Source organism: Paraglaciecola sp. MB-3u-78, from assembly GCF_002835935.1.
In the GTDB taxonomy this organism is placed as follows: domain Bacteria; phylum Pseudomonadota; class Gammaproteobacteria; order Enterobacterales; family Alteromonadaceae; genus Paraglaciecola.
In genome coordinates this window covers 174,886-199,333 of sequence record NZ_PJCF01000007.1, presented here as the reverse complement: position 1 = coordinate 199,333, position 24,448 = coordinate 174,886, and the positions used below count along the sequence as shown (strand labels likewise).

Sequence of the window (24,448 nt, the reverse complement as noted above, 5' to 3'; positions counted from 1 at the left end):
CCTGATAAAAATCAGGCTTAAAAATGAGAACACACATAAAAACTGTATATTCAGAGGGGTAGTAACAATATAAGTTCAATTTGTAGTAAATTATTTTTCAATAAGTGTTAACCAACCTCAGAAAGAACGTTTAAATTAAATAGTAAAATCAAGCGCTCTGAAAATCCTCAAGTCAGCCTCCGAACCTGTGTTCAGCTATGCTACTGGTTTGTTACAATGGATGTCTCAATAAAGTGATGGTGTCTCAACAGGGTGAATTATTTGGCAAATTTGAGAATCCCTTCGCAACCAGGTTCATACACTTTAGGTTAGTCAATTACTCGTCCATGATGATCAGCACCCAATCTCGACCTCGTTGTCGAGCTGTTCAACTGGGCGAAGCCGTGCTTCTAAAAAATCCATTTTCACCCAGCTTAATTTACAAAATAACCGGATGAAGAGCATTGCCCTCGAGCGGCTTTTTTCTGGTGACTTTTTTTTAGCTGCAGCAAAAAAAGTAACTGGCTTGAAGGGATTCAAGTCAAAAACTGGCATGGAGGCCAGTAAGCGTCAGCGCATGCTTTTACTCGTTTTAGAATCTCACATGCAAAAGTGAGATTCTAAAACACTCAAACCTCCACATACTCCCCATTCCCAATCCCATCAATCGTCCAATCCCCCACGCTATAACGAATTAACCGCAAAGTAGGCAACCCAACATGCGCTGTCATACGCCTTACCTGTCGATTTCGACCCTCAGAAATTGTAATAGATAACCAACTAGTAGGCTTATTTTGCCTAAAACGTACGGGAGGGTTACGATCCCAAAATGCAGGTTCGTCGATTAAATCGACCTTAGCAGCTTGGGTCATACCGTCTTTTAAGTTAACGCCATTACGCAACTGTTCTAAATCTTTATCCTGAGGAACGCCCTCGACTTGCACCCAGTAAGTTTTGGCTGTTTTAAACTTCGGCGAGGCCAGTTTGTTTTGTAATTTTCCGTCGTTAGTTAATACCAATAACCCTTCGCTGTCTTTGTCTAAGCGACCCGCGGCATAAACATCTGATATGGGAATAAAATCTTTGAGGGTTTGTCTGCCAGCTTGGTCGGTAAACTGGGTCAGTACATCAAAAGGTTTATTAAACAATACAATACGTGTTTTAACGGGAAAAGTTGTTGCGGGTTTAGGCGTGATTTTTTTAGAACGTGTATTAGGTAGTTTTGACATATTTAACTATTGATTAGGCCGTAAATTGATTGATCGATTACTGTACATATTTGAATGAATGTGTGATTTTTAGAATAAATTATGCAAGCAAAACTTGTACTTCACAAATCAACCCATATATTAATCATTGTCTTTCTAGATCTAATCTAGATGAGAAATTTTTTAATTTCGGTACAAAACACCGATCCATGTTGTCACAAAATTGTGATTTTGCGTGTTTATTTTATCGCGAATATGGGTTGTCAGTGCTTTGCCAATAACATGAGGCTTATAATGACGATTTCCAAGTCAAAGATTATCTACACTAAAACGGACGAAGCGCCGGCGCTTGCTACTTATTCACTGCTTCCCATTATTCGCAACTTTACTTCAAGTGCGGGGATTGAAGTTGAATTAACTGATATTTCATTAGCGGCACGTATCTTGTCTGTATTCGGCGATATTCTTCCAGCCGACCAACAAGTGCCAGATGCCTTAGCTGAATTAGGAGCTTTGACTCAAGAAGCATCAACCAACATTATAAAATTGCCTAACGTCAGTGCTTCTATTCCGCAGTTAAGAGTCGCCATTAAAGAGTTGCAAAGTAATGGTTTTGCTTTACCTGAGTTTCCTGAAGATCCTCAGACAGATGCAGAAAAAGATACTTTAGCCCTTTACGGTAAAGTATTAGGTAGTGCTGTAAATCCAATATTACGTGAAGGTAACTCTGACCGTCGTGCTCCTGTTGCTGTTAAAAATTATGCAAAACGTCACCCCCATTCAATGGGAGCTTGGAGTCAAGCCTCTCAGACTCACGTTGCACATATGCGTAAAGGTGATTTTTACTCTGGCGAAAAATCAGTCACTGTGACTAAAGCAGGCTTTGTCAATATAGAATTCACCGATAAATTTGGGAAAGTCACAGTATTAAAGCCAAAAATAGATTTGTTAGCTGGCGAAGTAATTGACGGCATGTGTATGAGCAAAAAAGCATTATGTGAATTCTTTGAAGAACAAATTGAAGATGCTAGAAACTCTGGCGTTTTATTCTCGTTGCACGTAAAAGCGACCATGATGAAAGTGTCTCATCCCATAGTATTTGGCCATTGTGTTAAAGTTTTTTATAAAAAACTATTTGATAAATACCAAACTTTGTTTGATGAACTAGGCGTTAATCCAAATAACGGTTTAGGTAGCGTATACGACAAAATATCGACTTTGCCGCAGTCTCAAAGAGCTGAAATCGAGCACGATATTAATGCTTGTTATGCCGACCGTCCTCCTATCGCTATGGTGAATTCAGATAAAGGTATTTCGAATCTACATGTACCTAGTGATGTAATTGTGGATGCATCTATGCCAGCGATGATCAGAAGCTCTGGTAAAATGTGGGGGCCAGATGGCAAGTTACATGATACTAAAGCGGTTATCCCTGAAAGTACTTATGCCACTATTTATCAAGAAACGATCAATTTCTGTAAGACTCATGGTGCATTTGATCCAACAACTATGGGCACAGTGCCTAACGTGGGTTTGATGGCGCAAAAAGCCGAAGAATATGGTTCTCATGACAAAACGTTTGAAATGACTGGTGACGGTAAAGTTCAGGTCGTCGATCAAGACGGTACTGTACTTATCGAACATGCTGTTGAAGAAGGCGATATCTGGAGAATGTGCCAAGCCAAAGATGCGCCTATTCGTGATTGGGTTAAGTTGGCGGTTAATCGCGCTCGCCAATCAGGTATGCCAACAGTCTTCTGGTTGGATGACGAAAGAGCTCACGATGCTCAAATGATTTTAAAAGTGAACGAATATCTTAAAGATCACGATACCAACGGCTTAGATATATCTATCATGTCTCCGGTTCGCGCTATTCGTTACACTATGGAAAGAGCGATACGTGGCCTAGACACTATCTCTGTAACCGGTAATGTTTTGCGTGATTACCTGACTGATTTGTTCCCAATTTTAGAGCTAGGTACCAGTGCTAAGATGTTGTCTATTGTGCCTCTAATGGCCGGTGGTGGCTTGTTTGAAACGGGAGCGGGTGGTTCTGCACCTAAACATGTTCAACAATTTGTTGAAGAAGGCCATTTACGTTGGGATTCACTGGGTGAGTTCTTAGCTTTAACCGTATCTCTTGAAGACTTAGCTATCAAGACTGACAACAGCAAAGCAAAAGCGTTGGCAATTGCCTTAGACCAAGCGACGGAAAAACTGCTAACTGAAGGTAAATCACCACTTCGTAAAGCAGGTCAGTTGGATAACAGAGGCAGTCATTTCTACTTAGCTATGTATTGGGCAGAAGCCTTAGTTAATCAGGCTGACGATAAGGAATTGGTGGCTAAATTTAAACCATTATTTGAATCGTTGTCCGCTAACGAAAGCAAAATCATGGCAGAAATTGATGGGACTCAAGGCAAGCCTGTAGATATCGGTGGTTACTATTACCCTGATATTGCCTTAATAACTCAAGCCATGTGCCCAAGTGCTACATTGAACGGTATACTTGCTGCTAGTTAACTGATACGCCATGTTTATGGCGTGTGATATAAGTACACACTATGCACCAACAAAAAAGCAGACGTTAAAGTCTGCTTTTTTTATTTCAGATAAAAGATTATCTTTCAGGCTCACCATTGAAATCAATATTTTCTGCATGCAAACCTTTTGGGCCTTGCTGCACTTCATATTTTACTGCTTGGCCTGCTTTGAGAGAACGATAGCCCTCCATCTTTATTGTTGAGTAATGTGCGAATATATCTTCACCGCCATCATCGGGCACAATAAAGCCAAACCCTTTTGCATTATTGAACCATTTTACTTTTCCGATTGCCATACTTCTTGCTTCCTTTTAATCCCTTGAACTAATACAACTTTGCCCCCACACTAATGATTAGGGAAAGACGTGTTAACTACCGAATACAACCGTCAAATTAAAATGTAGTTTTTTTAACCTGTTTTTGTCAAGGTGAATTTGACATTTTGTTAAAATTGTAAGATTGCTGCAACATTGGTGATAGTTGCAACCACAGGAAATTATCTTAAAATATTTGGGCTAAATAAGTGAACTATGAGTAAAGATAACATCATCGATATTGAGCGTCAGAAAGACATTGATGCGGTAAAGAGAAAAGCCGCACCTCCACCCATGTACAAAGTTTTATTGGATAACGATGATTACACACCAATGGATTTTGTAATTGACGTACTGATGCGATTTTTTAATGTAGACGGTGAAAGAGCACAACAAATAATGCTTACAGTGCACTACCATGGTAGGGCTGTTTGTGGCATCTATACTGCAGAGATTGCAGAAACTAAGGTGATGCAAGTTAGTCGATATGCAAAAGAACACCAACATCCACTCATGTGTACCATGGAGCAAGCGTGATGATTGGATTGAGAAAAGTATCATCTTCGAATAGGCTAGTAGTCAGAGGGCATTCTTATGTTAAATAAAGATTTAGAGCAGACGTTAAATGAAGCGTTCATTTTTGCCAGAGAGCATCGTCATGAATTTATGACAGTTGAGCATCTATTGCTTGCCTTACTTGATAATAACGCGGCTAAAGATGCGTTAAAGGCCTGTGGTGCCAATATTGAGTCAATTAAACAAGAACTCACCGATTTTGTTAAAGATACCACGCCTTTGTTGTTAGACGAGCAGGGTAACGAGCGCGAAACTCAGCCCACGCTTGGTTTTCAACGTGTGCTGCAACGTGCTGTTTTTCATGTTCAGTCATCGGGTAAAGAGGAAGTCACTGGCGCTAATGTATTAGTGGCTATTTTCAGTGAACAAGAGTCTCAAGCCGTTTATATCTTGAAAAAATCTGATGTAACACGTTTAGACGTAGTGAATTATATCTCACATGGTGTATCCAAGGTTGATGATGAATCTCCGGCGCACAGAGAAAGTGAAGAAGAAACCAGCGAGCAAGAAGAAGCTGAGTCTATGCTGGATAAATATTCCACCAACCTTAACCAAAGTGCCAAAGACGGCAAAATCGATCCGCTTATCGGTCGTGATAGCGAATTAGAGCGCAGTATTCAAATATTATGTCGTCGTCGCAAAAACAATCCGTTATTGGTAGGCGAAGCTGGTGTGGGGAAAACCGCTATTGCTGAAGGTTTAGCTTATCGTATCGTGAGTAAAGAAGTGCCAGAGGTCATTGCCGAGGCGACGGTTTATTCATTGGATATGGGGGCTTTATTAGCGGGGACTAAATATCGTGGTGATTTTGAGAAACGTCTTAAAGGCATATTGAAAGAGTTAGCAGCCTGCCCGGACGCGATTTTATTTATCGATGAAATTCATACCATTATTGGTGCAGGTGCAGCTTCGGGCGGTGTGATGGATGCCTCGAACTTGCTCAAACCAAAACTCAGTAGTGGCGAATTACGCTGCATGGGGTCAACTACCTATCAAGAATATCAAGGTATTTTCGAAAAGGATCGTGCCTTAGCCCGTCGTTTCCAAAAAGTGGATGTGATCGAGCCTACAGTAAGCGATACCACCAAAATTCTGATGGGCTTAAAATCTCGTTATGAGGCTCACCACAGTGTTCGCTTTACACATAAAGCTATTCGAGCAGCTGCTGAGTTATCGGCTAAGTACATCAATGAACGTCATTTGCCTGATAAAGCAATAGATGTCATCGATGAAGCGGGTGCAAGTCAGCGCTTGTTGCCTGCCTCTAAGCGTAAAAAGACCATTGGTGTGAGTGATATTGAGCTGATCATTTCTAAGATTGCACGGATTCCAGAAAAGTCTGTATCAGTCTCTGACAAGCAAGTACTTAAACATTTAGATCGTGACTTGAAAATGGTGGTATTCGGGCAAGATCAGGCCATAGACACCTTAACAGATGCTATTCGCTTGTCTCGCTCTGGTTTAGGTAATGAAACTAAACCTATTGGTAACTTCCTGTTTGCTGGCCCTACTGGTGTGGGTAAAACTGAAGTGACCGCTCAATTAGCCAAGGTCATGGGCGTAGAGTTATTACGATTCGATATGTCTGAATATATGGAACGTCATGCGGTGAGTCGTTTAATTGGCGCACCTCCGGGATACGTGGGCTTCGATCAAGGAGGATTATTAACAGATGCGGTCATTAAAAACCCGTACTCAGTCATCTTGTTAGATGAAGTAGAAAAGGCCCATAGCGATATCTACAACATCTTATTACAAGTTATGGACCATGGTACGTTAACGGATAATAACGGCCGTAAAGTAGACTTTAGAAACGTGGTGTTAGTTATGACCACAAACGCTGGTGTGCAGGAGACTATTCGAACTTCTATTGGTTTTAAACAACAGGATCATAGCCATGATGCCATGTCTGAGATTAAGAAAATATTCACACCTGAATTCAGAAACAGGCTAGATGCAACCGTTTGGTTTAATCATCTTGGTCGAGACGTCATTTTACAAGTAGTGGATAAATTTATTGTTGAACTGCAAGTGCAGCTTGATAACAAAGGTGTTTCACTTGAAGTCAGCAACCAAGCGCGTGATTGGCTAGCTAACAAGGGTTATGATAAAAACATGGGCGCACGTCCGATGGCTCGCGTTATTCAGCAGCATGTTAAGAAAGAATTAGCAAACGAGTTGTTGTTTGGACGTTTGAGTCAGGGGGGTAGTGTGAAAATTAGCCTGAAAAATGACGAGTTAAGTTTCGAGTTTTTCTCTGACAGTAAGGCAAAACCAGCTGCGCTTAACTCTTAGTATCGTTAAGTAGTATCGTTAAGATTAATTAGCCAAGACATAAAAAAACCGATATTTTTCAATATCGGTTTTTTTGTATTTTAAATCTAAAATTAAGTTAAGAAATCTGCCTCATTAACCCAAAAATAAATTGCTAATTTATTATCTTGCGCGGTAAATGATACGACCTTTGGATAGGTCATAGGGCGTAAGTTCTACTGTCACCTTGTCGCCGGTTAAAATACGAATATAGTTTTTCCGCATTTTACCTGAAATATGGGCAGTAACAACATGACCATTTTCCAATTCAACACGAAACATAGTATTTGGAAGGGTATCCAACACGGTGCCTTCCATTTCAATACAATCTTCTTTCGCCATCTAACTCTGTTACCTCTAATCAATAAAATAAGTGTCTAAAAATGCCGCGCAGATTTTGCCCAATAAGGGAGCGAGTGTAAAGCTTTACCCTGCTTTTTTTGTAATTAGTTGCCATTTATCGTTAAAAAAGCGCTCATGGGGTAAAAAATTCTGTTTATAGCTCATTTTTTGACAGGTATCTATTTGATATCCCAAATATAAGAAAGGTTTATTTAACGACTTAGCAAGTTCGATTTGTTGCAAGATAGCAAAGCTTCCTAGTGACCGTTGTTGTTGTTCGGGCTTAAAAAAAGTGTATAAAGCTGAAAGAGAAGATACAAGGTTGTCGGTGACTGCTACAGCAATAAGTTCATCGTTAGCGTGTTCGTCAGTTGCGTAAATCTCAATAAACAAAGCGTTGTTCCAAGGACTTAAGATAAAACCTTGATATTGTTCTTTAGTAGCCGGGTACATGCTGCCGTCGTCATGGCGTTGGTTTATATAGGACTCATACAGCGGATAATATTCTGGCTTGTCACTATTACTAATACGTATTGTCAGGTCCTGGTTGCGCTTCATGATGCGCTTTTGACTCTTAGACGGTGCAAATCTCTGGACTGGTAGTCGAATAGACTCACAGGCGTTACACGAGCCACAATGTGGTCGGTACACTTGTGTTCCGCTACGCCTGAAGCCCGCCCCAATTAAAAAGTCATATTCAGAGATAGTGGGTTCTGTATCGCTCATAAAAACCAATAGCCGCTCATCTTCCTCTGGTAGATAACTACAAGTAAAAGGTGTGGTTATGCCGAATTTCATACCCATAAGATTATAGCCATTTCGTGAGGTTAAGTGTTTGTGGCCGCCAAACGTCTGGATCAAATAATTGTAGGCGTTGCTCTTGCAACATAGTTAAAAACTTATCTCTAGGCACTTCAATACAACCTAAACTGGCTAAATGGGGATTTTGCATCTGACAATCGATAAATTCTGCTGCTTGGGATTTGAGTAATTCAACTAAAGACAACATCGCTAATTTAGATGCATTCGTGGCTTTGTGAAACATCGACTCCCCACAAAAGACCTTACCCACTGTTATGCCGTACAGACCACCCACTAAGTCATCCTCGCTCCAGACTTCGACTGAATGGGCATGACCAAGTTGGTGAAGCTTTTTGTAGGCATTTAGCATGTCATTCGTAATCCAGGTGCCAGAATCGTTTCTAGGAATGGCTGCACAAATATCTATGACCTGGTCAAAGGCGCTATTGATGGTGATGTGATAGTCACAGTTTCGGGCAAACTTTTTTAGGCTTTTACTGCACTTAAAGTTATCTAAGGGCAATATCCCTCGTGGGTCTGGAGACCACCACATAATAGGTTCATCTTGACTGAACCACGGAAATATACCAGATGAATAGGCTAAAAGTAGCCGTTTGGCACTCAAGTCCCCACCAAATGCTAACAAACCATTTGGATCGGTTTGAGCTATGTCTGCGGGTGGAAATATAAGTTGTTGATTTAGCTTAGTCAGCGTCAGCATAGGAATATCATTGTTGCCTGTTATGCCAATAGTGAATAAAAAAAGGCCTCAAGTCGAGGCCTTTGTATTCTATATAACGGTTACTCTTGAGCGTCTAAGAATTTCTCAGCATCCAATGCCGCCATACAGCCTGTACCTGCTGAGGTAATGGCTTGGCGATAGATATGATCACTGACATCACCTGCGGCAAATACCCCTTCAACACTGGTCTGGGTGGCATTACCTTCAGTACCGCTTTGCACTTTGATATAGCCGTCTTTCATCTCTAATTCACCTTCAAAGATGCCAGTATTAGGTTGGTGGCCAATTGCAATAAACACCCCCATCAAATCTAGGTTTTCCGTAGCATCAGAGTGTGTGTCTTTAATGCGAATACCGGTTACACCCATTTGATCACCCAACACTTCGTCTAATTGACGGTCTAGGTGTAATGTAACATTACCATTCTTGGCTTTTTCCATTAAACGGTCAGCCAGTATTTTTTCACTTCGGAACGAATCACGTCTATGAATTACGTGTACTTCAGAGGCAATGTTAGATAAGTACAAGGCTTCTTCAACGGCTGTATTACCACCGCCTACAACGGCTACTTTTTGGTTCCGGTAGAAGAACCCGTCACAAGTTGCACAGGCTGATACTCCTTTACCCATAAAGGCAGTTTCTGATTCCATACCCAGATATTTAGCAGAGGCACCAGTACAAATAATCAATGAATCACAGGTATAAGTGCCTTGATCACCGGTTAATGTGAAAGGTCGCTTAGACAGATCGGTTTTGTTAATGTGATCAAAAATAATTTCAGTATCAAACTTTTCAGCATGCTTTTGCATTCTGTCCATTAAATCAGGACCTGTTAGCCCTTCAGGATCGCCAGGCCAGTTTTCTACGTCAGTTGTGGTGGTTAATTGTCCACCTTGCTGAATGCCGGTTATTAACACCGGGTTCAGATTCGCGCGAGCAGCATATACCGCCGCTGAGTAACCAGCAGGGCCAGAGCCCAAAATTAGTAGCTTAACGTGTCTCACTTCAGACATTTAACTCTCCAAATATGTTTCAGAAGCCACCTAAGATGACCAAAATTTTCATTTATATATTGCTGGTTTAATATGTGGGCAAGTCGTGTACTTTCAATATCCAGTGTGTAACTAAATTATAGTCAATGTCTTCATTTTTCACTGTGTTGCCTGAATTGCGGTCAAGGCTATCGTATACACAATATCATCTACCAGTGCACCCCGGCTTAAATCGTTAACGGGTTTGCCCATGCCTTGCAACATTGGCCCAATACTGACCAAATTAGCACTACGTTGCACTGCTTTGTACGTTGTATTTCCGGTATTCAGATCGGGAAAAATAAACACTGTGGCATGACCTGCGACTTTGCTGTTGGGCGCTTTGTTCTTGGCAACACTTTCCATTACCGCCGCATCATATTGCAAAGGTCCATCGATTAACAAGTCAGGGCGTTTTTGCTGCGCTAATTTAGTGGCCAATTTGACTTTTTCAACGTCTGTGCCAGTACCTGAATTACCTGTGCTGTAGCTGATCATAGCTACTTTTGGTTCGATACCAAAAGCCGCTGCTGAGTCGGCCGATTGAATAGCGATATCCGCAAGTTGCTCAGCATTAGGGTCTGGGTTGATAGCACAATCGCCATACACTAATACTTGCTCTGGCAATAACATAAAAAATATTGAGGAAACTAAAGATGCCCCAGGTGCAGTTTTAATTAATTGTAATGCTGGGCGAATAGTATTGGCTGTGGTATTCACAGCACCTGACACTAATCCATCCACATGATTTTGCTGCAACATCATGGTGCCTAGCACCACGTTATCGAGTAAAAGCTCTTTAGCTACTACAGCCGTTAATCCTTTATGTTTACGTAATTCAACCATAGGTTTTACATACTGATTGCGGATGTCTTCAGGCTGTATGATTTTAACTGAATCAGGTAACACAACGCCTTGTTGTTGGGCCACTCTTAATATCTCTGTTTTGTTGCCAAGCAAAATGCACCGTGCGATATTTCTATGGGCACAAATGGCTGCGGCCTTGATTGTTCTTGGCTCTTCACCCTCTGGGAGTACCACGGTTTTGTTAGCTTGCTGTGCCAGTTGGGTTAATTTGTAGCGAAATGCTGAAGGAGAGAGTCTTAAGGCTCTATTTGAGTCCTTTGAGATTGACGCTACCCAATCAGGATCCACACATGCCGCGGTGTGATCCATCACCCTGTTGATACGTTGTTCGTCGTCGGCGGGTACCTCTTGATTGAACATATGTAAATTGAGAGATGTTTGCCAAGTGTTATCATTTGTCAGCAAAACGGGTAAACCGGTTTCTAACGCTTGAGAACAAAGCTGCCAAATCCGCGGGTCGGGTTGATAGCCGCCAGTCAACAACAATGCTCCAATTTTTGTACCATTTTGTGCCGCCAAGCAGGATGACACCAGTACGTCACTTCTATCACCGGATATTACCAGCAGTGCGCCGGGTTTAAGGATGGATACCATATTGTGGATTTCGCGAGCACAAAAATGCACGCTTCGCAGCCGTCTGTGTTGATAATCGCCTTCGTTTAATAGCTGCGCATTCAGATGTTTACAGACATCTACAACACGGGGGGCGATAAGCTCAAAGCTCCAAGGGATAGAGCCTAGTAAGGCAAAGGATTTTGAGAAGATAGGCAGCTTGGATAACTTATTGACCACATCAGTGGTTTGACTGTCGTCATGATTTTCGATTAATTCGCTACTTAAACGACCTTTGTCATCAATGGGGGCATTGACCTTATTAAAAATACAACCGATGACCTTTTTACCTTTGTGGCCCCCATAACTGTCAGCCACAATTTCTAGTTTGTCGTTAAGTTGATTCAACAGCAAACTTCCAGGGGCACTGACCAACACAATCTGTGCATCTAAGGCATTGCAAATTTCCCTATTCAAACGTACGGCATAAGGATGGTTTTGGGTCGACACTAAACCTTCGATAATGGTGATATCTTCTTTATCAGCGTGTTTCTCAAACAGTGCAATGATGTCTTCTAACAAAATATCAATTTTGTCTTGACTGATCATCTCTTCAACATATGAGGTAGACAAAGGCTTAGCGGGTTTTAATAATCCTACGTTAGTCGCGATGGTCGTAGACTTTTCTGCTTCACTGTCTCCTTGCCTTGGTTGGCCAACAGGTTTGAAAAAATTAACCTTTAGACCTTGCTGCTGCATGACTCTAACCAATCCAAGGCTAACGCTGGTTAAACCCACATTGGTACCTACCGGTATCAACATTATTCGACGTGGCATAGTGATCCTTTAATGAACGTATTGCATGGCATCTTTAGCAATCACCCATTCTTCATTGGTGGCAATGGCAAAAATGGGTTTTGTATTGATACGGCTAATGAGCCCAGACTGCCCAAAACGCATTTCTAGATTTTTGTCTGGGTCAAGCTGCAATCCCATATGTGTCAACTGATTAATGGTGTTTTCCCTGACATAGGCAGAATTTTCACCAATACCGCCAGTAAAAACCAAAGCATCTAATGGGCCTACAACCGCTAAATACGCGCCAATATATTTGACTAAACGATAGATAAACATATCGAGAGCCAGTTTAGCTTGTTGGTTACCTTCTTTGGCTTGTTGTTCAAGTGTTCTGCAATCATTGCTTAGTTTTGAAATACCCAGCAATCCAGACTCTTTATTCAACAACTCTGTTACCTCAGCAGATGAGTAGCCTAGTTGCTCAATGAGATAAGTAGGTAAACTTGGATCAAGATCACCACAGCGGGTACCCATCACTAAGCCTTCTAAAGGTGTAAAACCTAAACTGGTGTCAATAGCTTTTCCTTGCCTTATAGCCGCTATGCTGCATCCATTACCAAGGTGTGCCGTGATCAAGTTACAAGTCGATAACTCTTTTTTAAGGGTATTCGCCGCCTCGTGTGCCACAAAATAATGACTAGTGCCATGAAAACCATAGCGCCTAATATTATGTTGTTGATAAAGCTCATAGGGTAGCGCATAGAGGTAAGCGTGTTTAGGCATAGTCTGAAAAAAGGCCGTGTCAAATACAGCAATATGAGGTAAATGCGGGAACGCGTTTTGAGCACTGGTGATACCAGTTAAGTTGACTGGATTATGTAACGGCGCCATCAGTGATGTTTTTTCAATGGCATGTTTAACCTGCTCATCTATCAAGGTTGAGCGAGTAAAAGATTCACCGCCGTGCACCACTCTATGTCCTACTGCAACAATCCGTTGGCTTAAATATTCGAACTGCTTGAGGGTATCAGCAATGACAGCTAATGCTTGTTGATGGTCAGTATTGACTGGCAATTCGCCATCATACTGTTTGTGTTGGTAACTAAAACCAAACTTGCTAGAAGCAGTGCCAAGATTTTCTGCCAATCCATGTAGGGGAGATGTTCCTGTTTTGGCTTCGATAATCGCAAATTTAATAGACGAGCTTCCACAATTAAGAACGAGAACGTATTGATCCATAAGTAAAAACTTTTTATATAAAATAAGAATGAATATTAATAGTAGCGTTATGAGAAATCTTTGGGTATCGATAGTTGATTTTATATAACTTTAGGATGTTAGCTTATGCGTGATTTAGCCGTTAGTATAGGCTCAAGCTTTATTATGGAGTAACTGAGTTGCCACAAACTATTACAGCAATGGTAAAAGATGGTCAGCAATATATGCAGACTTGGCCTATGCAACAGCAGTTGTATGGCATGTTTCCTGAATGCAGGGTTATTTCAGCGACTAAATTTTCCATAAAAGTGATGCCGGCTCTAGCCGTTTTAACGGTTGTAGCATTAATTAATTTGCAAGGGGTTGAACAATTGCCTCAAGCACTGGCCATAGGTATATTCTTTTTATCCTTACCTATGCAAGGATTGATGTGGTTAGGACACCGTTCAAATCAAAACCTGCCACCAGCATTAAAAAGTTGGTACTTAGATATTCATCACAAAATGCAAATGCAAGGTTGTGCGTTGCGTTCCCCCAAAGCTAAGCCTGAATATAAAGAACTTGCCAGACTATTAAAAACTGCTTTTGACGAGTTAGATAAGGCTTTTACTAAACGTTGGTTCTAAACATCATAGTTATAACTAAAGAGTCATTGGTGTGAATAAACTTTTTATAGGTATACAAGGTAAGGCTGTTTGTCTAGACAAAGCAACTGGCGATATTCTTTGGACCAGTAAGTTAAAGTCTTCTAGTAGTGTGACCAATGTTTATTATGAAGATAATCAGGTTTTTGCTTATTCAGGTGGGCATTTGTTTTGTTTAAACGCCGACACAGGTGATATTGTTTGGGAAAATGGTTTAAGTGGTTATGGCTTTGGGGCTTGTATTATAGCGAGTGAAAATCAAAGTTCGGCGGCTGCTATTTCTAGTCAAATTGCCTCACAACAAGCTGCAGCGTCAAGTACTATAGTTGCCACATCTAGCTCTGGTACTTCTGGTGGTGGCAACTAGACCTTTAGGTTAAAGGGAAATATCGACCGTTAACGGAGTTCGACACTTTCTGCAAATGTAGGTTTGTTCTCCCTTGAGCACTTTATTGTGTCTTCTTATGCTTAATTCTATTGGTCCACATTCACATCGATAGTTGAAGCTTTTGCCTTTTACTTTTGTGACATCCATCTGATGATAGGTTTGCCCTTTTACATCAAAAAGCTCGAGCATTAGGCTTTGCCATTCTTTACCGTGAGGGCGCACTTTTCCAAAAAGTCTATAAGCCAATAAATGGCAAACTTCATGAGGAACAACCACCTCCAAGAATGCATCAAGGTTGTCAGATAGCAAAATGGGATTAAAACGTAACTCGTTTAATTGCAGTCGCGCACAACCTGCAATTTTACCCCTCTGGTTAAAGCTTATTTTGGGCAACGTGAAGTTTTGCTCAAAGTAACAGCCAGCATGACTAATACATTGTTCAACTTTCTGAATAACTAATTGTTGGGAATTCAATGACAAAAAATGGTCTACATCTTAGATGAGTTACTGACATTAGGTGTATTTTAACCAATAATCACGCAAAGCCAATCCTTTTGAGACTATCAATGCAAGATCAACAACAACGCCGCTCTTTAGACTTTCGATTTTTAGCCGAGCCTACTGATGTCAATTTTGGTGGTAAAGTGCATGGCGGTGCTGTGATGAAGTGGATGGATCAAGCCGGTTATGCTTGTGCCGCCCAGTGGAGTGGACATTATTGTGTCACAGTATCTATTGGAGGAATTCGATTTATTCGGCCAATTTTAGTAGGGCAGATGGTGACTCTTAATGCTCAAATAGTGCATACCGGAAAAACCAGCATGCACATCTATATTCGGATTGTGGCTGGTGATCCTAAACAAAATAGAATGGTCGAAACGGGTCATTGCATTATGGTATTTGTGGCCAGCGACCAAGCGGGTTACCCAGTAGAAGTACCCAGCTGGCAGCCACAAACAAAACAGGATTATGCCCTAGAAAAATATGCGATTCAGGCTAAAGAGTCGGCACAAAGTCTTGATAAGGAGTTATTGGCTGCTTTAAGTGAAAAGGAGTAAAAGGGGAAGGCGTGCCGGGTGTCGTGGTTTAATTCGGGAAAACTCGTCATTAACCCATTGCGCCGTAGTCCAAAAAATTAATCTCTCATTGCGCATTCAGTCACAACTTTTTCTGAGTTACTTAACTGTGTTCATAATACAAGTTTCTTGAGCCTAAATATTAGGCTTCACTGAGCAGCAAAATATTTCCCTTTTTAACCCTGTTATAGACACATCTTGGGTATAAAACATAAACGCTGATATTTGCTCTAAAGCAAAAATCCCAACCATGGTAGACATGCTTGGGATTTTATTATTCAGCTATTAGGCTGATTTATCTGAGATACTGAGGAGCTTACAACTCACAAGCCAAGCAATAAGCATAAACACCTTTAGGGTCGTTTAGCTTTGCTACTGCTTCTATGTCTGCGGTTAATTCTTTAACGAGACTCAAAATAGTACTGGATTTTTCTACTTCAAAAGCACCTTCAAAAGAAACACTGACGTTTTGAAATAATTCTTTCCAGAATAATTCACTTTTAGACAACGTTCTTTGGATATATTGGGTATCGTAGGTTTCCAAGTTAGCTAACTCAGCAGCAGCTTTCACCCCGTCATCTAAATAACCTAACTCATCCACTAAGCCTAACTCTAGTGCCTTTTCTCCAATCCAAACACGTCCTTGGGCTATCTCGTCGACTTGGTCTTTGCTCATATCGCGCTTATCGGCAACCAGTGAGATAAATTGATCGTAGCCATGCTCGATGCCTCTTTGCATAATGGCCGCGACTTTAGGATTAAGTGTCTTAGTGATCCCCATGCCAGCAAATTCAGTGGTGCCGACACCATCGGTATGTATACCTAAATAATCTAGGGTGTTTTCAAAGGTTAAAAACATGCCAAATATACCTATCGAACCGGTAATAGTGCTTGGCGCTGCAATTATTCTGTCTGCACCAGCAGAAATCCAATATCCGCCAGATGCTGCATAGGTGCTCATTACAGCAACCACGGGTTTGCCTACAGCTTGTAAATTTTCAACCTCTTGACGAATGATTTCTGAAGCAAAAGCACTGCCACCCGGAGAGTCGACATATAACACAACCGATTTTACAGTATCGTCATATCTTGCTTTACGCAGAAGTTTAGCCGTACTGTCACCACCAATTTGTCCCGGCTTTTTAGTGCCATTTAAAATAGTGCCTTTTGCCACGACAACAGCCACCTTATCAATATTGTTAGGTATATTGGGTAATACAGGATTGATGACTCTTAGGTAACTTTTGTAACTGATCCCATTAAATCCCATGCCACTTTTGTCTTTACCTACCACGGCCACAATTTCTTGTAGAGCTTGTTCGCGAGTTTTAAGTGCATCAACCCATCCATAATCCAATGCGTATTGTGCAAAGTCACCTTCTGATTTTTCAAACTTTTCTATAAATACATCGAGTTCTTCATCAAAATGATTGACATCCAACCCGCGGGCTTGTGCAACACTTGTTTTGTATTGTGTCCACATTGCCGTTAACCAAGCTTTGTTTGCTTCTTTTGCTGCGTCTGACATATCGTCACGAATATAGGGTTCAACAGCTGACTTGTACGTACCCACTTTGAACACGTGAGTTTCTGCTTTAAGCTTTTCGATAGCAGATTTGAAATACATACCGAAACGTCCATAACCTTCAAACATCATAAAACCCATTGGGTTCAGATATAGGTGATCAGCACGGCTGGCGAGGTAATATTGGTTTTGAGTGTAGTAGTCGCCAATAGCATAGATTTGTTTGTCGCTTTCTTTAAAGCTTTCTAATGCCACAGCAATTTGTTCTAACTTATCTAACCCTGCACTGCCAAAGCTGTGTAAGTCTAAAACTAAGGCTTTAATTCGACTATCTTGTTTGGCATTTTCGATAGTTAGTAATATATCTTGTAGTAATACTTCCGGGTTGTCGTCCTCTTGCTCAAAAGCTTCCTCCATAAATTCGGTGAAAGGATCGACAGATTCTTTCTCAATGACCAGGTTACCGGCTAACTTCAGCACTAATGCAGAATTTGCTGGAACTGTGACTTGATTATCATTATTTAAGAAAACCGAGATAAAGGCTATAAAGATAACAATGAAAATAATATTTAAAAATAGCTTTCGACTAAAATTAAGCGCGGTCCATAAACCAACAAACAACGACTTAGTCCAACTTTTACCTGAAGACATAAATAGGTATACACACTGGTTAAAAAATAATAGGACATCCTATCTAAAATTGGCCGTGGTGAACATTTTCAAATGTAATTTTTTGTAACTTTCTCATTTGAAATATAAGCTTTTGAGATAGACTTTAGTATCCACAGTGATCAATTAGGCTCATTTGTATATGAATGTACATCCCCATTATCCCCATTTGTTTGAAAGTCTTAACCTTGGTTTTACCCAATTACCTAATCGTGTATTAATGGGCTCGATGCACCTAGGTTTAGAAGAAGAAAAACATGGTTTTGAAAAACTAGCTGCGTTTTATGCAGAGCGAGCTGCTGGGGGAGTAGGATTGATAGTGACGGGTGGGATTAGCCCTAATCGACAGGGGTGGTTATTACCTTTTGCTGCACGTATGAGCAATAAAAAACACGCTAAAGCACATCAAGTCATTACCGAAGCGGTCCATCAATACCAAGGTAAAATCTGTCTACAAATATTACATGCTGGGCGTTATGGTTATCATCCTTTTGTGGTTGCCCCTTCGGCTATTAAATCGCCTATCAATCCTTTTAAACCCAAAGCCATCTCAAAAAAAGGCATTGTTAGCACCATTAAGGATTACGCCAATTGCGCCGCTATTGCCAAACTAGCGGGATACGATGGTGTGGAGATAATGGGCTCTGAAGGCTACTTTATTAATCAATTTTTATGCCCCCGAACTAATCAACGGGATGATGAATGGGGTGGGAGTTTTGAAAATCGCTCGCGAATTGCGGTTGAAATAGTCAATGCCGTCAGGCAAAAAGTAGGCACTGATTTTATCATTATATTTCGTTTATCCATGTTGGACTTAGTGGAAGGTGGCAGCAATTGGGATGAAGTGGTGGCGCTAGGTAAATTAATCGAGCAGTCTGGAGCCACATTGATTAATACGGGTATTGGTTGGCATGAAACCAGAGTACCCACTATTGGCACTATGGTACCAAGAGGCGCCTTTACTTGGATCACTGAGCGTATGAAAGGCGAGCTAACGGTGCCTTTAATTGCAACTAATAGGATCAATACGCCAGAAATTGCTGAAAAAATATTGGCCAGTGGACAGGCCGATATGGTTTCTATGGCCAGACCCTTTTTAGCAGATGAAAACTTTATACGCAAAGCACAGCAAGGTCGAGGTGACGAGATCAATACTTGTATTGCTTGTAACCAAGCTTGTTTGGATCATAGTTTTGCTCGCAAACGTGCCAGTTGTTTGGTGAATCCGCGAGCCGGTTACGAAACAGAACTAAACTTCCCCCTTACTACTCACAAGAAAAAAATAGCCGTAGTGGGTGCAGGGCCAGCTGGTCTTGCCTTTAGTTGTTATGCCGCGGAGCGAGGTCATGAGGTACATTTGTTTGAAAAAAGTACCGAAATTGGCGGGCAATTTAACTATGCTAAACGCATCCCTGGTAAGGAAGAGTTTTATGAAACTTTGCGTTACTTCAAAAAGAGGTTAGAAGTCACAGGTGTGCATCTACATCTGGAAAGTCAGCAAAGTGTTGCGTCTTTAGCCGATGCTAACTTTGAACAGGTGGTGCTTGCTACAGGCATCAAACCAAGAAATGTCAATATTGAAGGCATACAGCATCCTAAAGTTATGAATTATCTTGATGTGCTTAGAGACAACAAGCTGGTGGGTAAAAAGGTAGCGATAATAGGGGCCGGTGGCATTGGTTTCGATGTGGCTGAATTTTTGGTGGAAAAACAATCTTTAACTACTGAGTCTGAGCAATGGCTAAAAAGTTGGGGAGTCGATAAAGAGTACAAGCAAGCTGGCGGATTGACTAAAGCTGCCATTGAGGAGCCAGCTAGAGATATCTTTTTACTGCAACGAAAAGCGACTAAAGTAGGCAAGGGGCTAGGTAAGACAACAGGTTGGATCCATAGGTCTGCTTTACAAAGGAAAAAGGTGCAAATGATCGCAGGCGTTGACTATGTAAAAATTGACGATCAAGGTTTACATATCCAAGTGAACAACAAACCGCAAATATTAGCAGTGGACAATATTATTTTATGTGCGGGTCAAGAACCATTTAAAGATTTATTGAAAGGGTTAGAAGAGAGAAACATCAAGACTCATTTAATCGGTGGCGCGGATGTGGCATCAGAGCTCGACGCGAAACGTGCTATTAGGCAAGGTGCAGAGTTAGCAGCGATTATCTAATTAAAAGTTCAATTGGGAAGGCAAGGTCATCATAAAATATAATCTGTAAAAGGTGGCTTTCTACAATTGCACTTCCATAATTTATTGTTGGAGAATAACAGTAAACTCGAACTCGCAGTTATCGATGAAACCATCGTTTTTATTTGGCGCTAGTACCCACCCCTTCTTTAGACCATATTGGGTCGCTTCATCAATTTTGGTCAGTCTAAAGGAGGTCTTAGCTTCGTTGTCTTGGAAAAGAGTAATGATTGATATTTCTTTTTTCCAAATACCATTATCACTATTTTGGATTGACTCATTGGCATTGTCAGTCCCTGTGGTCAATTCATACTTACCATCTTCAAAAAACTTGAGGTATGCATAACCGATGCTATCGCATTGTGTCGCTGCAAATTCATTTAGAAACGATATGGACTCGGTCTTTTGTGTTCTTGCTGAAGGATTACCAAAAAGGTATAGTCCGATGTTATTTTTGGTAAAACTATGTTTACCCCTACCGAAATAACTAATATTAAGTTTTTTACCTATAAAATTTTCTATGAGACCTGTGATTTTTGATATTTGTTGATTTGAAACAGAACCAAGTGAAAATACTATTGTGTCGCTAATAATTTCTTTTGGGAATTCATGACTATTTTCAATAACTTCATAATTATTTTTTGTTAAGGTTTGTACGATAGGGAACATTTCTTGGTCATTAGCATTTGCCGTAAATAGATGCACTTTTGGTTGCATTGTGCATCCAGAAAGTAACAACGCAATAAAGCTAACAAGAATTACTTTTGACGATTGAACAATCATTTCAAATGTTTTTATTAGGGTTAACCCAGCTAACGATCTGGGCAAGATATTCAAGTATTTTGGATGTGCATGTTTCAATCGTTACTTCCTTTTTAACTATTTATTTGGCGCATTCTTTTTTCTGAGCACAGTCAACAGTGTTCTCGCGTATCCAATCAATAAAATAAGACACGCGAGAGTAATTTTCTATTACGTTATATCTGGCCTCTAGCCAATTTGTGGGAGCGGCATCTTGCCAGGAGCTAACGCCTATAATGAATAAGCCTTTATCATTTGAAATGAAAGCTGGGCCGCCAGAATCACCGGGACCGCTAATACCTTCTAGCGCCAGCGCTTTGTCACCTTGATCGAATTTAAACCTAATCCATCGTGGGTCTACTTCTTCAACGACATTTTGAGCGGCCCTTAACAGTCCGTCACTATTTATAATACCTTTAAGCCCATTACCAAAATTACCTCTACCCAAAAAAGTAGCGATCTGACTTACTTCATCTGACTTGTCGTAAAGATTTGTGATAACCATGCGTTCTGGCGTCATTTCGATTTTTACTAAAGCAATATCGAAAGGAAATTTTCTATCTTGCCATTTAGGATGAATAATTATTTTTTGTATTTTGCTATCAACGTAAACGTCATCACCCACTTTTAATATATTAGCTACATGAGCAGCCGTTAGAACCCAATTGTTTCTTATTATTGTACCGGTCCCTTCCACAACATCCTTTGTGTTATGTAACATTGTGAACGTGATTGTCGGATTGAAGTGCGAAGCTAAATTTATATATTCACTATCATTTACATCATGGCGGATAACCATCGCTTTTAATGAAGCGCAACACAGTAAGCAACAAAGTCCAGTCACCTTAAGTATTTTGTTATTCATCAGAGCTTTTATTAGTTAGTTTGTTATTAAATTTATTTAAGAATTCAAGCATTCTGTTTCTATGCCAAGTTAACATTGTTTCTGATTTACTGACCGCCACTTTTTGTTGGATTAGCGCATTTTCATAATCGCCAATCTCCCCGTAGCCTCTAGCTAAGTTGTGATAGCTGTATGCGTCGTCTGGAAACAATTTAGTTGCTTCTTGAAGGATCATAATTCCCTTTTCATGGGAACTTTTCAGTAAATGGAAACCTCTTTTTTCTATAGATTTTTTTGGTGACACTTCGAATCCGTACTTCTGGTTAGATAGATATTCGTAGTGTTTTACTATTTCAGAGATACCTTTTTGAGATATGTCAGAAGTAGGTTCCAATCCTGAATGTATATCGTTGAAAAGTTGCTCAATACCCAGAATAGTGGTTAACAGAGGCATTGACATAAAGTAGTTATCATTCAAGTCTTTGTGATGCCACTCAAGGGATTTAGGTGACGATGATTTCAAAATCATTTGAAGTTTGTTATACGACTCCTGCTGAGATTCTTCTTTAATCGAGTCCCCCTGTGTAAAATAAAGGAATCGAGGTTTGTTATTTAAACGCTTAAGCTTGCTGCTGGCGGTTGACAATATTCTTGCGAAATTATCGCTTAGTTGAGGACTTGTTACGAAGTACGCGTTAATCATTTCGGGTTTGTTGATCAAAGCAGATAAAATAAAGTGGCGTTGACCTTAAACCCACTCATTATTTTGAAGCCATTTGTCCGATACTTTCGGTCTATCTCGGGGAATAACCTATTTTCAAAGAAGTCGAGAAGCGTTGTTGTCTTCCCTGTTTCGTCAAATAACACACCCACACTGTTTCCCAACGCTGGCATTACAATTATCGTTTCTAACCAAGGCCATTCGCCATTATGACTTAACCAATCATGCATGCCGTTTAGATAGTTATTAGCTCTTGGATGAAAATCAAACATTAATATGTAGGATTTTGAATCGTTTTTTTCGTAATTTGGTGGGAGCATTATATTGAAATTAAGTATTTCAGAAAACGTGGGGTGCTTTATTGAAATAGTCTCAAATTCATCTGCATCAGCTATTGGCGAAGTGATTAAAAAAAAGACAAACATGAGTGTGTATTTCATTCGGTTATCTAATCCTTTTATTTAATGTTGGACTTAGATTTTTTCAATACTGGAATTTATCGCAGTCTGACCTTCATAAGGTTTATCCAGTTTGAAATCTAATTGTACTTTTAGACCGCTTTGTATTTGTGCCTGACCACCTTGTATTCGGGGTTTGTAAGTCCACTGTTTTAAAGCGGTGATGGCATTTTTGTCGAACACTTGTTGTGGAAATGATTCAATCACTTCAATATTGTCGGTTGAGCCATCTTGAGTAATATCAAACTGTAATATTACAGATCCCTCTTGATTATCGCGTGCAGCTTCAACTGGATATTTGGGTTCAATTCTTATTACCGGGATTGCCATAGAGGGCTTATCGACTGAGTGAGCAGTCTCGGCTAAATTGGCAAACGCGACACTGGCAAGCAAGGTACTGGATAATGCGATAGATAGGCCTATTAATGCAGGTTTGATTTTTGATGGGCTTTGAATGTTTATGATACGTTTAAACATAGTGTGTTTTTCTCCATAGGGTGAGTAAATCGAAAAGCTGTGTAGTGAACGTTCAGCGCATTGCACCAGTGCTTTGCTGTAGCTGATTTGATCTTCGGTAGTTGATTGTTTGAGTACGGCTGCGTCGCATGCTAATTCTTGGCTGCGCCGAAAGGCACGGTAAGCCAACCAAGTGAGTGGGTTGAACCAAAATACGGCCACAAACAATAAGGCAAATAAATTATAAAGGTTATCACCGCGGTGAAAGTGCACTAACTCGTGGTTTATCATTAACTGTTGTTGACGCACACTGAATTGACTGTGGAAGCCCTCGGGGATAAGTAAGGTGGGTTTGAATATACCGCTCAGTATTGGGCTTGATAATTGATTGTTTTTGACAACTGTCAATGTATTGGGTAACGCTATACCAAGTTCTACTTTGCGAGATCCAAAGTGAGCAATGCGGTAAATTTTCCACTGAGCAATTGCACCAAGAGATAAAATAGCAAGGCATCCAGATAACCATAACAATGCCCAGTTAAAGTTAATATTTACGGTATTTGTTGCTGCGCCTATTTCAACTATATAACGGTAGATAGATTTATCGTCTACTGTAATAACATCTTGGGGTAGGTTATTAGCAATCAATAATAAAGGGACTAATAACCAAAGTGCGTAAATCACCTCGGCTCCTAGATTTTTCATGGCTTTTGCTTCAAGGGTGATCAGCGTTAACAATAAAAAACTGATGACAATTTGTTGTTCAATTAACCAATTAGACATTGTCTTGCTCCCACTTTTTAATCAGGGATTTAAGCTCATCTACATCTTCTTGGGACAAGGAGTCGGTGTTAGCAAAACCCGCAACTAATGGTGCTACCTTTCCACCAAACAAACGACTGACTAAACTTTTACTTTCCTTTTCGATATAAGTGCTGCGTGCAACTAAAGGAAAATACAAATAACTACGTTGTTGCTTATCAAAGTCAATAATGTGTTTTTTTACCAGTCTACTGATCAGGGTTTTAACGGTTTTTTCATGCCATGGTTTGTTTTGGTTTAAGCGCTGGATGATGTCGTTGGCTGAGGCAGGGTATTGTTCCCATAATACATCGAGCACTTCAAATTCTGTTTTGCTGATATCTGTTTTTTTTGTGTCTGTTGTCATAATTTTTGTCTTTGAATTGAATCCTAAGTTGATTACAAGTGTAGTCGGAAACCTAGAGATTACACCTGTAATCAAATGTGGCAAGTATTTATTTTACGTTTTATGGGATTTATGAGACACTAGGTGCCTAGTTTTTTGCGGTGATTTTTACTGAATTAGATATTTATTCAATAAAGTTCAAATTATTCAGACATTTTGTAATTAAGCTGCTAGACTACGTCCCGTA

The 24,448-nt window shown here is 40.3% G+C and carries 23 protein-coding genes; 7 read left to right on the top strand and 16 right to left on the bottom strand.

The features are described 5' to 3' along the window. Positions 1 to 608 precede the first annotated feature (608 nt). Positions 609 to 1,208, bottom strand: coding sequence for a pseudouridine synthase (locus CXF95_RS19650; protein ID WP_101200276.1), 600 nt, complete (start codon positions 1,206 to 1,208; stop codon positions 609 to 611). 273 nt (positions 1,209 to 1,481) lie between these two features. Here CXF95_RS19650 and CXF95_RS19645 point away from each other — a divergent pair, with 273 nt between their 5' ends. Beyond that, a complete protein-coding gene (locus CXF95_RS19645; protein WP_101200275.1) occupies positions 1,482 to 3,710 on the top strand; it encodes an NADP-dependent isocitrate dehydrogenase in 2,229 nt (742 codons plus the stop codon). Between the two features lie 97 nt (positions 3,711 to 3,807). Here CXF95_RS19645 and cspD read toward each other — a convergent pair whose 3' ends face one another. After that, positions 3,808 to 4,026 carry a cold shock domain-containing protein CspD gene (gene cspD, locus CXF95_RS19640; RefSeq protein WP_101200274.1) on the bottom strand — a complete coding sequence of 73 codons (219 nt, stop codon included), beginning with the start codon at positions 4,024 to 4,026 and terminating at the stop codon, positions 3,808 to 3,810. A 234-nt stretch (positions 4,027 to 4,260) separates the two neighbouring features. Here cspD and clpS point away from each other — a divergent pair, with 234 nt between their 5' ends. Then, on the top strand, positions 4,261 to 4,581 hold the full coding sequence (gene clpS, locus CXF95_RS19635; RefSeq protein ID WP_101200273.1) for an ATP-dependent Clp protease adapter ClpS: 321 nt from the start codon (positions 4,261 to 4,263) through the stop codon (positions 4,579 to 4,581). 57 nt (positions 4,582 to 4,638) lie between these two features. Beyond that, positions 4,639 to 6,915 (top strand): ATP-dependent Clp protease ATP-binding subunit ClpA, encoded by a 2,277-nt coding sequence (clpA, locus tag CXF95_RS19630; RefSeq protein WP_101200272.1) that lies wholly within the window; start codon positions 4,639 to 4,641, stop codon positions 6,913 to 6,915. 141 nt (positions 6,916 to 7,056) lie between these two features. Here the strand turns inward: clpA and infA are convergent, their stop codons facing one another. The 6 genes from infA to CXF95_RS19600 all read right to left on the bottom strand — a co-directional run bounded on the left by infA (position 7,057) and on the right by CXF95_RS19600 (position 13,305). After that, positions 7,057 to 7,275, bottom strand: a complete 219-nt coding sequence (gene infA / locus CXF95_RS19625) for a translation initiation factor IF-1 (protein WP_007618153.1) — start codon at positions 7,273 to 7,275, stop codon at positions 7,057 to 7,059. Positions 7,276 to 7,359: 84 nt separating this feature from the next. Beyond that, a complete protein-coding gene (locus tag CXF95_RS19620) occupies positions 7,360 to 8,073 on the bottom strand; it encodes an arginyltransferase (protein WP_198556650.1) in 714 nt (237 codons plus the stop codon). Positions 8,074 to 8,083: 10 nt separating this feature from the next. Next, complete coding sequence (gene aat / locus CXF95_RS19615; RefSeq protein ID WP_101200270.1) at positions 8,084 to 8,797, bottom strand: leucyl/phenylalanyl-tRNA--protein transferase; 714 nt, start codon at positions 8,795 to 8,797, stop codon at positions 8,084 to 8,086. 80 nt (positions 8,798 to 8,877) lie between these two features. Further along, positions 8,878 to 9,831, bottom strand: a complete 954-nt coding sequence (trxB, locus tag CXF95_RS19610) for a thioredoxin-disulfide reductase (RefSeq protein WP_101200269.1) — start codon at positions 9,829 to 9,831, stop codon at positions 8,878 to 8,880. Between the two features lie 138 nt (positions 9,832 to 9,969). After that, positions 9,970 to 12,105 carry a phosphate acetyltransferase gene (pta, locus tag CXF95_RS19605; protein WP_101200268.1) on the bottom strand — a complete coding sequence of 712 codons (2,136 nt, stop codon included), beginning with the start codon at positions 12,103 to 12,105 and terminating at the stop codon, positions 9,970 to 9,972. A 9-nt stretch (positions 12,106 to 12,114) separates the two neighbouring features. Then, entirely contained in the window at positions 12,115 to 13,305 is a 1,191-nt protein-coding gene (locus CXF95_RS19600; RefSeq protein WP_101200267.1) for an acetate/propionate family kinase, read from the bottom strand. Between the two features lie 158 nt (positions 13,306 to 13,463). Here CXF95_RS19600 and yfbV point away from each other — a divergent pair, with 158 nt between their 5' ends. Together yfbV and CXF95_RS19590 are read left to right on the top strand one after the other, a co-directional pair. Next, complete coding sequence (gene yfbV / locus CXF95_RS19595) at positions 13,464 to 13,910, top strand: terminus macrodomain insulation protein YfbV (protein WP_101200266.1); 447 nt, start codon at positions 13,464 to 13,466, stop codon at positions 13,908 to 13,910. 31 nt (positions 13,911 to 13,941) lie between these two features. Then, positions 13,942 to 14,295 carry a PQQ-binding-like beta-propeller repeat protein gene (locus tag CXF95_RS19590; RefSeq protein ID WP_101200265.1) on the top strand — a complete coding sequence of 118 codons (354 nt, stop codon included), beginning with the start codon at positions 13,942 to 13,944 and terminating at the stop codon, positions 14,293 to 14,295. Between the two features lie 9 nt (positions 14,296 to 14,304). Here CXF95_RS19590 and CXF95_RS19585 read toward each other — a convergent pair whose 3' ends face one another. Then, positions 14,305 to 14,796: a SprT family zinc-dependent metalloprotease gene (locus CXF95_RS19585; protein WP_101200264.1), complete on the bottom strand. Its 492-nt coding sequence runs from the start codon at positions 14,794 to 14,796 to the stop codon at positions 14,305 to 14,307. Positions 14,797 to 14,882: 86 nt separating this feature from the next. Here CXF95_RS19585 and CXF95_RS19580 point away from each other — a divergent pair, with 86 nt between their 5' ends. Then, complete coding sequence (locus CXF95_RS19580) at positions 14,883 to 15,374, top strand: acyl-CoA thioesterase (protein WP_101200263.1); 492 nt, start codon at positions 14,883 to 14,885, stop codon at positions 15,372 to 15,374. A gap of 334 nt (positions 15,375 to 15,708) precedes the next feature. Here CXF95_RS19580 and sppA read toward each other — a convergent pair whose 3' ends face one another. Further along, positions 15,709 to 17,568 carry a signal peptide peptidase SppA gene (sppA, locus tag CXF95_RS19575; RefSeq protein WP_198556644.1) on the bottom strand — a complete coding sequence of 620 codons (1,860 nt, stop codon included), beginning with the start codon at positions 17,566 to 17,568 and terminating at the stop codon, positions 15,709 to 15,711. Positions 17,569 to 17,728: 160 nt separating this feature from the next. Here sppA and CXF95_RS19570 point away from each other — a divergent pair, with 160 nt between their 5' ends. After that, positions 17,729 to 19,756, top strand: coding sequence for an NADPH-dependent 2,4-dienoyl-CoA reductase (locus CXF95_RS19570; RefSeq protein WP_101200262.1), 2,028 nt, complete (start codon positions 17,729 to 17,731; stop codon positions 19,754 to 19,756). An 81-nt stretch (positions 19,757 to 19,837) separates the two neighbouring features. Here CXF95_RS19570 and CXF95_RS19565 read toward each other — a convergent pair whose 3' ends face one another. The 6 genes from CXF95_RS19565 to CXF95_RS19540 all read right to left on the bottom strand — a co-directional run bounded on the left by CXF95_RS19565 (position 19,838) and on the right by CXF95_RS19540 (position 24,222). Continuing rightward, on the bottom strand, positions 19,838 to 20,635 hold the full coding sequence (locus CXF95_RS19565; RefSeq protein ID WP_101200261.1) for a hypothetical protein: 798 nt from the start codon (positions 20,633 to 20,635) through the stop codon (positions 19,838 to 19,840). Positions 20,636 to 20,657: 22 nt separating this feature from the next. Continuing rightward, positions 20,658 to 21,440 (bottom strand): trypsin-like serine protease, encoded by a 783-nt coding sequence (locus CXF95_RS19560; protein WP_101200260.1) that lies wholly within the window; start codon positions 21,438 to 21,440, stop codon positions 20,658 to 20,660. Then, positions 21,433 to 22,065 carry a tetratricopeptide repeat protein gene (locus tag CXF95_RS19555; RefSeq protein WP_157828190.1) on the bottom strand — a complete coding sequence of 211 codons (633 nt, stop codon included), beginning with the start codon at positions 22,063 to 22,065 and terminating at the stop codon, positions 21,433 to 21,435. The genes CXF95_RS19560 and CXF95_RS19555 overlap by 8 nt, the downstream gene beginning before the upstream one ends. A 71-nt stretch (positions 22,066 to 22,136) precedes the next feature. After that, positions 22,137 to 22,580, bottom strand: coding sequence for a hypothetical protein (locus CXF95_RS19550; RefSeq protein ID WP_101200258.1), 444 nt, complete (start codon positions 22,578 to 22,580; stop codon positions 22,137 to 22,139). A 33-nt stretch (positions 22,581 to 22,613) separates the two neighbouring features. Continuing rightward, positions 22,614 to 23,837 (bottom strand): M56 family metallopeptidase, encoded by a 1,224-nt coding sequence (locus tag CXF95_RS19545; RefSeq protein ID WP_101200257.1) that lies wholly within the window; start codon positions 23,835 to 23,837, stop codon positions 22,614 to 22,616. Further along, on the bottom strand, positions 23,830 to 24,222 hold the full coding sequence (locus tag CXF95_RS19540; RefSeq protein WP_101200256.1) for a BlaI/MecI/CopY family transcriptional regulator: 393 nt from the start codon (positions 24,220 to 24,222) through the stop codon (positions 23,830 to 23,832). Before CXF95_RS19540 ends, CXF95_RS19545 begins: the two co-directional genes overlap by 8 nt. Positions 24,223 to 24,448: the final 226 nt, after the last annotated feature.

Excerpts from the sequence above, each read along its gene's own strand:
- trxB (WP_101200269.1), bottom strand. The coding sequence starts at position 9,831 with ATGTCTGAAGTGAGACACGTTAAGCTACTAATTTTGGGCTCTGGCCCT.
- CXF95_RS19545 (WP_101200257.1), bottom strand. The coding sequence starts at position 23,837 with ATGTCTAATTGGTTAATTGAACAACAAATTGTCATCAGTTTTTTATTG.
- pta (WP_101200268.1), bottom strand. The coding sequence starts at position 12,105 with ATGCCACGTCGAATAATGTTGATACCGGTAGGTACCAATGTGGGTTTA.
- sppA (WP_198556644.1), bottom strand. The coding sequence starts at position 17,568 with ATGTCTTCAGGTAAAAGTTGGACTAAGTCGTTGTTTGTTGGTTTATGG.
- CXF95_RS19645 (WP_101200275.1), top strand. The coding sequence starts at position 1,482 with ATGACGATTTCCAAGTCAAAGATTATCTACACTAAAACGGACGAAGCG.
- CXF95_RS19550 (WP_101200258.1), bottom strand. The coding sequence starts at position 22,580 with ATGAAATACACACTCATGTTTGTCTTTTTTTTAATCACTTCGCCAATA.
- clpS (WP_101200273.1), top strand. The coding sequence starts at position 4,261 with ATGAGTAAAGATAACATCATCGATATTGAGCGTCAGAAAGACATTGAT.
- CXF95_RS19560 (WP_101200260.1), bottom strand. The coding sequence starts at position 21,440 with ATGAATAACAAAATACTTAAGGTGACTGGACTTTGTTGCTTACTGTGT.
- CXF95_RS19600 (WP_101200267.1), bottom strand. The coding sequence starts at position 13,305 with ATGGATCAATACGTTCTCGTTCTTAATTGTGGAAGCTCGTCTATTAAA.
- CXF95_RS19540 (WP_101200256.1), bottom strand. The coding sequence starts at position 24,222 with ATGACAACAGACACAAAAAAAACAGATATCAGCAAAACAGAATTTGAA.
- CXF95_RS19580 (WP_101200263.1), top strand. The coding sequence starts at position 14,883 with ATGCAAGATCAACAACAACGCCGCTCTTTAGACTTTCGATTTTTAGCC.
- infA (WP_007618153.1), bottom strand. The coding sequence starts at position 7,275 with ATGGCGAAAGAAGATTGTATTGAAATGGAAGGCACCGTGTTGGATACC.
- CXF95_RS19650 (WP_101200276.1), bottom strand. The coding sequence starts at position 1,208 with ATGTCAAAACTACCTAATACACGTTCTAAAAAAATCACGCCTAAACCC.
- aat (WP_101200270.1), bottom strand. The coding sequence starts at position 8,797 with ATGCTGACGCTGACTAAGCTAAATCAACAACTTATATTTCCACCCGCA.
- CXF95_RS19620 (WP_198556650.1), bottom strand. The coding sequence starts at position 8,073 with ATGAAATTCGGCATAACCACACCTTTTACTTGTAGTTATCTACCAGAG.
- clpA (WP_101200272.1), top strand. The coding sequence starts at position 4,639 with ATGTTAAATAAAGATTTAGAGCAGACGTTAAATGAAGCGTTCATTTTT.
- cspD (WP_101200274.1), bottom strand. The coding sequence starts at position 4,026 with ATGGCAATCGGAAAAGTAAAATGGTTCAATAATGCAAAAGGGTTTGGC.
- CXF95_RS19570 (WP_101200262.1), top strand. The coding sequence starts at position 17,729 with ATGAATGTACATCCCCATTATCCCCATTTGTTTGAAAGTCTTAACCTT.